Source organism: Kitasatospora sp. NPDC001175, assembly GCF_053598215.1.
Genome location: NZ_JBSFJU010000079.1, coordinates 19772 through 28389 on the forward strand (window position 1 = coordinate 19772; position 8618 = coordinate 28389).

Below are 8618 nucleotides of genomic sequence, written 5' to 3' on the forward strand. Positions count from 1 at the left end.
GCGGGACGCCGCGTAAAGCGGCCGTCCGGGGCGGTGGCCCACCGTAGTGCCGGACCGGCTCGGAGGTGTCTGATGGCCGTGTCGATGGGAGTCGAGGAGGAGTTCCACGTCGTCGACGTGGAGAGCCGCATGCTGGTGGCACGGGCCCACGAGGTGCTGGACCGCCTGCCGGCGCGCGGCTTCGTCACCGAGTTCCTGCAGTCGGTCGTCGAGTCCAACAGCGGCGTCCACGTCTCGCTGGACGCCCTGCACGAGGATCTGGCCCGCTCCCGGCAGACCCTGTCCGAGGCCGCCTCGGGACTCGGGCTGGCGATCGTCGCGGCCGGCACCGCACCGCTGGCCCGGGTGGGGACGGTGGACGCGACCCCGCACCCCCGCTACCTGCACATGGTCGACGAGTACCGCTTAGTGGCCGACGAGCAGCTGATCTGCGGCGTGCAGTTCCACGTGGACGTGCCCGACCGTGACACGGCCGTGCGCGCGATGTGCGTCGTCTCGCCCTGGCTGCCCACGCTGCTGGCGCTGTCCACGAGTTCGCCCTTCTGGCTCGGCAGGGACACCGGTTACGCCAGTTGGCGGACACTGCTGTGGCAGCGGTGGCCCACCAGCGGGCCGGCCGGCTGCTTCGCCTCGGCGGCCGACTACGACGCGGCCGTGACGGGTCTGGTGCGCTCCGGAGTCATCAGCGACGCCGGGATGGTCTACTACGACATCCGGCCCTCCGCGCACCAGCAGACCCTGGAGCTGAGGATCTGCGACGCCTGCCCCCGGGTGGAGACGGTGGTGATGATCGCCGGGCTGTTCCGCGCGCTGGTGGTGGATGCCTGCGCCGCCGTACGGGGGACCGGCGAGTGCGGGCACACCCGGCCGCAGTGGCTGCGCGCCATGACCTGGCGAGCCGCTCGCTCGGGGCTGGGCGGTGACCTGGTCGATCCCACCACTGGCCTGGCGGGCCCGGCGCGGGCAGTGGTCCGCACGATGCTGACGCGATTGCGGCCGACGCTGGAGGAGTTCGGCGACTGGGAGCTCGTCTCGGCGATGACGGAGGAGACCCTGGACCTGGGCGACGTCGCCCACCAGCTACGGCGGATCGCCGCCGGTGGGGACCTGACGGCGGCCGTCGACTTCCTGATGGCCCAAACCCGTACCCGCCCCGCGACCGGAGCCCCCGTACCAGCGCCCGGACGAAGGTGAGCTGGCATGTGCGGGCTGAGCGGTGAGATCCGATTCGACGGCGGGCGCCCTGACCTGGCCGCCGTGGAGCGCATGACCGACCGGCTGGCGGCCCGCGGGCCCGACGGCCGGGGCATGTGGTCGCAGGGCGCCCTGGCCCTCGGTCACCGGCGCCTGAAGATCATCGACCTGTCGGAGCGCGGCGCCCAGCCGATGACCGATTCCGAGGCGAGGCTGACCGGGGTCTTCAACGGGTGCATCTACAACTACCGGGAACTGCGGCAGGAACTGGAGGCGCTGGGGCACCGCTTCTTCTCCACCTCCGATACCGAGGTGCTGCTCACGGCCTACCGGCAGTGGGGGTCTGCCTGCGTGCTGCGCCTGTTCGGCATGTTCGCCTTCGCCGTGGCCGAGTTGGACACCGGACGGCTGGTGCTTGCCCGCGACCGCCTCGGGATCAAACCCCTCTACCTGGCCCAGCGGCCCGGCCGGCTGCGCTTCGCCTCCTCGTTGCCCGCGCTGCTCGCCGGAGGCGGGGTGGACACCTCCCTCGACCCGGCCGCGCTGCACCAGTACCTGAGCCTGCACGGTACGGTCGCCGCGCCGCGCACCGTGCTCGCCGGGGTACGCAAACTGCCGCCGGCGACCGTCCGAGTCGTCGAGCCGGACGGCCGCCAGTACGACGAGTGCTACTGGCAGCCGTCCCACTGCCGCCGGCCCGAGCACGCGGGCATGGGCCCCGCCGACTGGCGGGACGCCGTGCTCGACGCACTGCGCACCGCCGTCCGGCGCCGCACCGTCGCGGACGTGCCGCTCGGGGTGCTGCTCTCCGGTGGCCTGGACTCCAGCCTGATCGTGGCGTTGCTGGCCGAGTCCGGCCAGCACGACCAGGCCACCTTCAGCGTGGGGTTCGAGACCGAACGCGGCGAGAAGGGCGACGAGTTCCACTACTCTGACCTGGTGGCCCGGGAGTTCGCCACCGACCACCACCAGATCATGGTGCCCTCCGATCGGCTGCAGACCGCCGTGGACAGGGCGGTGAGCGCCATGAGCGAGCCGATGGTCAGTCACGACGTTGTCGCCTTCCACCTACTGGCGGAACAAGTCTCCAAACACGTCAGCGTCGTGCAGAGCGGGCAGGGCGCCGACGAGATCTTCGCCGGGTACCGCTGGCATCCCGCCCTGGCGGCCGTGCCGCGCGAGCAGGAGCCCGAGACCTTCGTGCGGACCTTCTTCGACCGCTCGCACGCCGAACTCGGCCGGATCCTCCAGCCCGACCTGCTGACGGAGCACGACGCTTCCGGCGAGCTGGTGCGTGCCCACATGGCGGCCGAGGGCGCCGAGACCGCCCTCGACGCGGCCATCCGGCTGGACACCCACGTCCTGATGGTCGACGACCCGGTCAAACGGGTCGACAACATGACCATGGACTGGGGCTTGGAGGCCCGCGTACCGTTCCTGGACCACGAACTGGTCGAGCTGGCCGCGGCCTGCCCACCGGAGCTCAAGCTCGCCCACGGAGGCAAGGGGGTCCTCAAGGAGGCCGCCTGGAAGCTGCTGCCGCGCGAGGTCGTCGACCGGCCCAAGGGCTACTTCCCGGTTCCGGCGATCCGGCGGATGGCTCCGCAGGTACTCGACCGGATCCGCCAGGCCCTCACGGCCCCCGAGGCCAGATCCCGGGGAGTCTTCCAGCAGGCATACCTGGCCGAGCTGCTCGCCGCACCGGACGCCCACCGCACAGCGCGCGGGGCGAACGCCCTGTGGCAGGTGGCCCTGCTGGAGATGTGGCTGCAGTCCCACGGGATCGGCTGAACGGGAGGCACGGCGTGGCGAACCGGCAGACGGATCCCGAGACCCCGGCGGCCCCCCTGGCCGAGTCCCTCCCGGACGCCCCCGGCGACAGGGAGACGCACAGCCCGGTCAGCGCGCACGGCTGCTGGTACCCATCGGCGGACCCCACCGGCGCGCGGGTGGCCTTCATCTGCAACCGGGGCGGAGTGCCCCAGCTGTGGACGGGAACGGCCGACAGCGACGACGTGCACCTGCTGGACACCGGACTCGACCCGGTCATCGAGGTCTCCTGGTCCCCGGACGGCCGCTGGATCGCCTACACCACCGCGCCCGGCGGCGGCGAACTCACCCGGGTGCTCTGCGTCCGACCGGACGGCCGCGACCGCCGGGTGCTGGCCGGCGCCGCACCGGGCAGCACCGCCTACCTCGGCCGCTGGAGCCGCGACGGTTCGGCCCTCGCCATCACCGCCACCGACCCGCCGGCGGGCCCGCCCACCGCGCAGCACAGCGGCCCCGGCCCCGCCGCTCCGCCGTCGTACCAGAAGGTGCCGCCGAGGGAGCGGGACAGCGGCGACGGGCACCCGGTCCCGCTCGGCGGCGTGCACTGGAGCGAAGTGGGAGCACCCGCCCCCAGCGCCGCACCGCTGGTCGCGCTGCGCCCGCCGACGCCCGGCGCACCCGCGCCCGAGCCGCATCTCACCGGCGGCGGGCTGGCCGTCTACCTGGCCGACCCAGCCGGTGTGCGCCCACCCGAGCTCATCGCCACCGAGCCCGCCGGTGCCACGCTGCGACTGTGCGACAGCACCGCGGACGGCCGGCTCGTTCTGCTGCTGCGCGGACCGCGCGGCGGACGTGAGGCCGTGGTGCTGCGCACCGCGGACCGCGTGACGGCCTACGCGCTGCCAGTGGCCGACGGCGACCCATGGATCGGCCGGTTCTCGCCCAACGGGCGGTGGCTCCACCTGCGCAGCGACGCCGAGCGTGAGTTCGCGGCCCTGGTCACCGCCGAGCTCGGACCGGACGGAACCTGCCTGTGCCGTGCGGTGACCGCACAACGCGAGGGCGCCGACCTGGAGTTGCTGTCGATCCCGGACGACGGCCGCAGCGCCGTCCTGGCGTGGAACATGCACGGCCGCACCGAGCTGGAGGCCATCGCCCTGCCCGCCGCCCCGCCGCGGCCCACGGCGCCGCGCGCCGGGGCCGGCAGGGGCGTCGGGCTGGAGGCAGGCGGCTCCACTGACGCCGGAAACCCGGTGCGCGCCCTGTCGCTGCCGCACGAGGTGGTGACCCGGATCACCCCGGCGGGCCCCCGGGGGATGACACTGGCCGTCTCCGGCTCCCGCCGCCGGCCCGGTGTCTGGCACACGCCCGACGGTCTGACACCGCTGCGCACCCCGTGGTCCTCGCGTGACGAGGACGTCGTGGCACCCGACCAGCACCCGCCGGTCCGTCCTGAGCACCTGCGCCTGAGGTCCCGTGACGGGTTGGCCCTGAGCGGTTGGTACTACCGGGCCTCCGGCCGCGAGCCCGACAGCCGGGCGCCGTGCGTCATCCACCTGCACGGCGGGCCGGAGCAGCAGGAACGGCCGGTGTTCGATCCGCTCTACCACGAGCTGCTCGGCCACGGCCTGGACCTCTTCGCCCCCGACGTGCGCGGTTCGCTGGGCGCGGGCCGTTCCTTCGTCAACGCCGACCTCGGCGACAGGCGGTTCGCAGCGATCAACGACGTCGCGGACTGCGCGACGCACCTGATCACCCTCGGCCTCGCCGACGTCCGGAGGCTGGCCGTGATGGGGCACTCCTACGGCGGGTACCTCACGCTGGCCTCCCTGGTCTGGCACCCGGAGCTGTTCCGCACCGGTGTCTCGGTGTGCGGCATGTCGGACTTCCTGACGTTCTTCGCCGGCACCGAGCCCTGGATCGCGCGATCGGCCGCCGCCAAGTACGGCCACCCCGAACGGGACCGTGAGCTGCTGCGCGCCCTGTCCCCCATGAGCCACATCGACGCACTGCGGGTACCGGTGCTGGCCATCCACGGTGAGCACGACACGAACGTCCCGCCGGGCGAGTCCGAACAGTTGGTGCGGGCAGCCCGGCAACGGGGCATCCCCGCCGAACTGCTGATACTGCCCAACGAGGGCCACGAGTTCCGGCGCACCCGCAGCCGCGTCCTGTTCCGCCGCACCGCGGCCGCCTGGATCGAGCGCCATCTCGCCGAGTGACCGGGACGTCATACGACGGACGGGCCCGGCCACCCGCCACGGCCCCCGCCACCACCGCCCGCCGCGGCCACTACCGGCGACGACTCGCTGACAACCCCCGACCCCGGCGCGGCCGGGCTATCCGAGGTTGACCACACGGGAGCGTGTCCGGAAGATCGCTCACACGCCCGTCGGTGGCCTGACGGTGGCGTCGCTGTTCCGGATGGCGTGGATGATCCGGGTTGCCCAGTCGGCGGGCCGTTCATGGCCGAGGAGTTCGGAGAGCTTGTTCATGCGGGCGCGGCGTTCGGCGGGAGTGAGGGCGAGGGCCCGGGCCAGCACGGTGCTGAGGTCGTCGGGTGAGTGTGGGTCGGTGAGCAGGGCCGCGTCGCCGAGTTCGGCGGCGGCGCCGGCGTGGCGGGAGAGCACCAGGACTCCCGGCTCGTCAGAGTGGTGATGGGGGAGGGCGGCCTGGGCGGCGATGAACTCCTTGGCGGTCAGGTTCATTCCGTCCTGCAGGGAGGTTACCCAGAGTACGTCGGCGGCCAGGTACTCGTTGATGACCTCGGTGGTGGAGAGGTTGCGGGGAAGGTAGTCGACTGGCTGCCAACTACCGTTCTGCCACTTGGTGTTGATGTCGGTGATGCGCTGTTCGAGGTGTTGGCGGGTGGTGTCGTAGGCGGTGATGCCCGGCTCGGGTGGCGGGCAGACGAGCCGGAAGGTCAGCCGGCCGCGCAGCTCGGGCTGGTGGGTGAGGAGGTGGTCGATGGCGTCGACCTTCTGGACCGGGGCCTTGGCGTAGTCGAGGCGTTCGACCGAGAGCACCACGCGGCCGGTGGCCGGGCGGCGCTGTGGTGTGTGGAGGCGGGCGGGTTTCTCGATGGCCGGTCGGTCGATCCCGAGCGGATGGACGGCGATGTGCGGCATGCCCGGCAGGCCGGCCAGGGTCCGGCGGAAGTGCTCGGCGAAGAGGTCGGTGTGGAAGCCGGCCCAGTCCAGGCAGGCGAGGGAGGTACGAAGTTCGGCGGCGACCGGCAGGGTGGTGAAGACCTGCGGGGGTGGGAAGGGGGTGTGGTGGAAGAGTCCGGTCTTGAGGTCGGGGCGGGTGCTGCGTAGCAGGCCGGGGACGAGCCAAAGGTTGTAGTCGTGGAGCCAGACGGTGGCGCCGGGTGCGGCCTCGGCGCTGATGTGCTGGGCGAAGCGTGCGTTCACCGTGCGGTAGTCGGCCCAGGCGTCGCTGTCGAAGGCCGACCGGCCGGGTTCGGACATCAGCACCGGCCACAGTGTTTCCTTGCAGGCGCGGTGGAAGTAGCCGCTCCACTCGGCGGTGCTGAGCGGCACGAGGGAGAGCGGCAGTCCGCTTTGGTGCGGGCGGGTGGTCTGCTGGTCGTCGCCAGCCAGGGCCGTGACCCAGATGCCTGGCAGGCCTTCGGAGAAGGCGCTGGTCAGGGTGGGCAGGATGCCGTTGGGGCTGGAGGGCGGCTGCCAGCTCTCGCCGTTCCAGTGCAGCGGTGGGCGGTGGTAGGCCACCACGAGCGAGTGTCGGCGTGCGGGACGGTCAAGGGCGGGGGAGACCCAGCCGAGGTGCCGAAGCGTGGCGTGGATCGCGGCCGCGCCGGTTTGGCGGGGACGGTGGACCCGGTGGTCTGCGGCGAGTGCGGTGAGCAGTGCGGGCTCGGCACCGGCGACGATCACTGCGTGTGCGCCGAGTTGGAACAGTGACAGGTCGTTGAGGGAGTCGCCGGCGACCAGGATCTCCTTGGGCTGCCAGCCCAGTTTCCCGGCCAGGGCCCGAAGGGCGTTGCCCTTGGAGGCTGTTGGTGGCAGGACGTCGAAGTAGCGGTCGGCGGAGTGCACCCAGGTGCAGCCGAGGGCTTCGACGGCTGCGATGAGCTCGTCGGTGAGCCGGCCCGGGGCGAGGTGGTAGGAGCAGCGGCCGTCCTGGACGACGCCGTGCTGGTAGGTGAGCGAGGGGAAGCGGCGTAACGCGGCGCGTACGCGGTCCGCTCCCGGCCAGCCGGCGCGCAGGTGTTCCTGCAGGGGATCCACGGGGGTGAAGTCCGTGCCGTCGATGACGGTGGCGCCGACGTCGGCGATGATCCACCGAGGTCGCGGGACGAGCGGATCGCGTAGCACCTCACGGGTGGATGACAGTCCTCGGCCGGTGGCGAAGACCAGCGTCACCTCGGGGTGGCGGGCCAGCGCGTCTCGCAGTCGGCGCCGGTCGTCCGGGGTGCCGCCGAGTAAGGTGCCGTCCAGATCGGTGACCAGAATCCTCGACATCCGAGCGACGCTAGCACCCACACCCAGCGCGGTGAAGGGTTCACCTCGAGGCTGGCCGCGGCACTGCGGGGCCGTTGGAGATCGGGTCAGGTTGCGTTGGCCGGTGGGCTGCCGTACACGCTGGAGCTGCTGGCGCTGCGCCGCCCGCCTGCGGCGACCTTCGCGGTACTGATGAGCCTGGCACCGGCGATCGGGGCGCTGGCTGTGGGCCTTCCACGAGGTGGTGCTGGGAGGCGGCGGGCTGCCGTTTTTTTCCCCCTGCGGCGGCGGGTGGCACGTGAACTCGGAAATCCTTATCAAGTAGTAAAAGTAAGACTAGGGATTGGTCCGGTGAATATGCATACGGCAATCCGAGCTACTTGGGGAGATCAAGATCACTCGCAGGGGTGAAAGCGGCCGGGACTTTTTGGCCTTGATTGATATGGTTCGACTACGGTGGCGGGAGAGCGGGCGGTGGACCCCATCGACGAGGAATTCGGACCGGTAGTCGAATCGCGAATTCCAGAAATATGAGCTTCCGTCCGCCCAGCTGTGCGCTGCTTCGGTGTTCGCAGTGCCCGGGTTCCTGTCGTGCGTCTGCGTAGAGAGGATGGAGCGCCATGCCGCCCGTAGTACCGTCCTTCCTGGTCGGCCTCATCATCGCGCCACTGGCCAAGCGTCTCGTCAAGCCGTTGGTGCGCGGCGTCGTCAAGACGTCCGTCGGTCTCGCGATGGAGGTGAAGAAGGCGGCCCATGAGGCCGGAGAGAACATTCACGACCTCGCGGCCGAGGTGGCCGCCGAGGCGATGGCGGCCCAGATCGCCGCCGGTGACGTCGGAGCCCGTTCGGGCGACGGACAGCGGGCCGCCGGGACCGCTGCCCCGAACGACGAGAAGGACGAGCCCGCCGACCGGGCCGAGGGCGAGGCGAGGACTCCGAAGATTCGCGCGACCGCCGGCGCCGGCAAGGCCCACTGATGGCCTGTTCGGCGGCCCTGGTCGCCATGTGGACGCGAATTCCGATCCTCCGGGAAACGCGTCCACGGTAGTCGGTCGCAGGCTCGCCGACGGCATCACTTTTCCTCAGGGAATTCCACTCTGTCGCAGTAATCCGTCGTGCCCGTGGCGGTTTTTGCGACCTCTGCAAACAGGTGATCGTACACATGTCATCTCTGCTGGGTGCCGCAGCCGG

Annotated in this window: 5 protein-coding genes and 1 pseudogene; 5 read left to right on the forward strand and 1 reads right to left on the reverse strand. The window is 71.5% G+C overall.

Going from position 1 to position 8618, the window contains the following annotated elements:
• Positions 1–72 precede the first annotated feature (72 nt).
• From ACWDAK_RS35040 to ACWDAK_RS35050, 3 genes are read left to right on the forward strand one after another with little or no spacing between them, the layout of a single operon-like run.
• On the forward strand, positions 73–1194 hold the full coding sequence (locus ACWDAK_RS35040; RefSeq protein WP_344641045.1) for a carboxylate-amine ligase: 1122 nt from the start codon (positions 73–75) through the stop codon (positions 1192–1194).
• Positions 1195–1200: 6 nt separating this feature from the next.
• Positions 1201–2985, forward strand: a complete 1785-nt coding sequence (locus tag ACWDAK_RS35045) for an N-acetylglutaminylglutamine amidotransferase (protein WP_344641046.1) — start codon at positions 1201–1203, stop codon at positions 2983–2985.
• Positions 2986–2999: 14 nt separating this feature from the next.
• Entirely contained in the window at positions 3000–5186 is a 2187-nt protein-coding gene (locus ACWDAK_RS35050; protein WP_427395778.1) for an alpha/beta fold hydrolase, read from the forward strand.
• 159 nt (positions 5187–5345) lie between these two features.
• Here ACWDAK_RS35050 and ACWDAK_RS35055 read toward each other — a convergent pair whose 3' ends face one another.
• The gene (locus tag ACWDAK_RS35055) at positions 5346–7448 is read right to left on the reverse strand and encodes a trehalose-6-phosphate synthase (RefSeq protein ID WP_427395777.1); all 2103 of its coding nucleotides are present in this window, start codon (positions 7446–7448) and stop codon (positions 5346–5348) included.
• Positions 7449–7550: 102 nt separating this feature from the next.
• Here ACWDAK_RS35055 and ACWDAK_RS35060 point away from each other — a divergent pair.
• Both ACWDAK_RS35060 and ACWDAK_RS35065 read left to right on the forward strand, forming a co-directional pair.
• A pseudogene (locus ACWDAK_RS35060) lies at positions 7551–7652 on the forward strand (EamA family transporter); the annotation flags it as partial.
• 395 nt (positions 7653–8047) lie between these two features.
• Complete coding sequence (locus tag ACWDAK_RS35065; protein WP_344641049.1) at positions 8048–8404, forward strand: DUF5132 domain-containing protein; 357 nt, start codon at positions 8048–8050, stop codon at positions 8402–8404.
• Positions 8405–8618 lie beyond the last annotated feature (214 nt).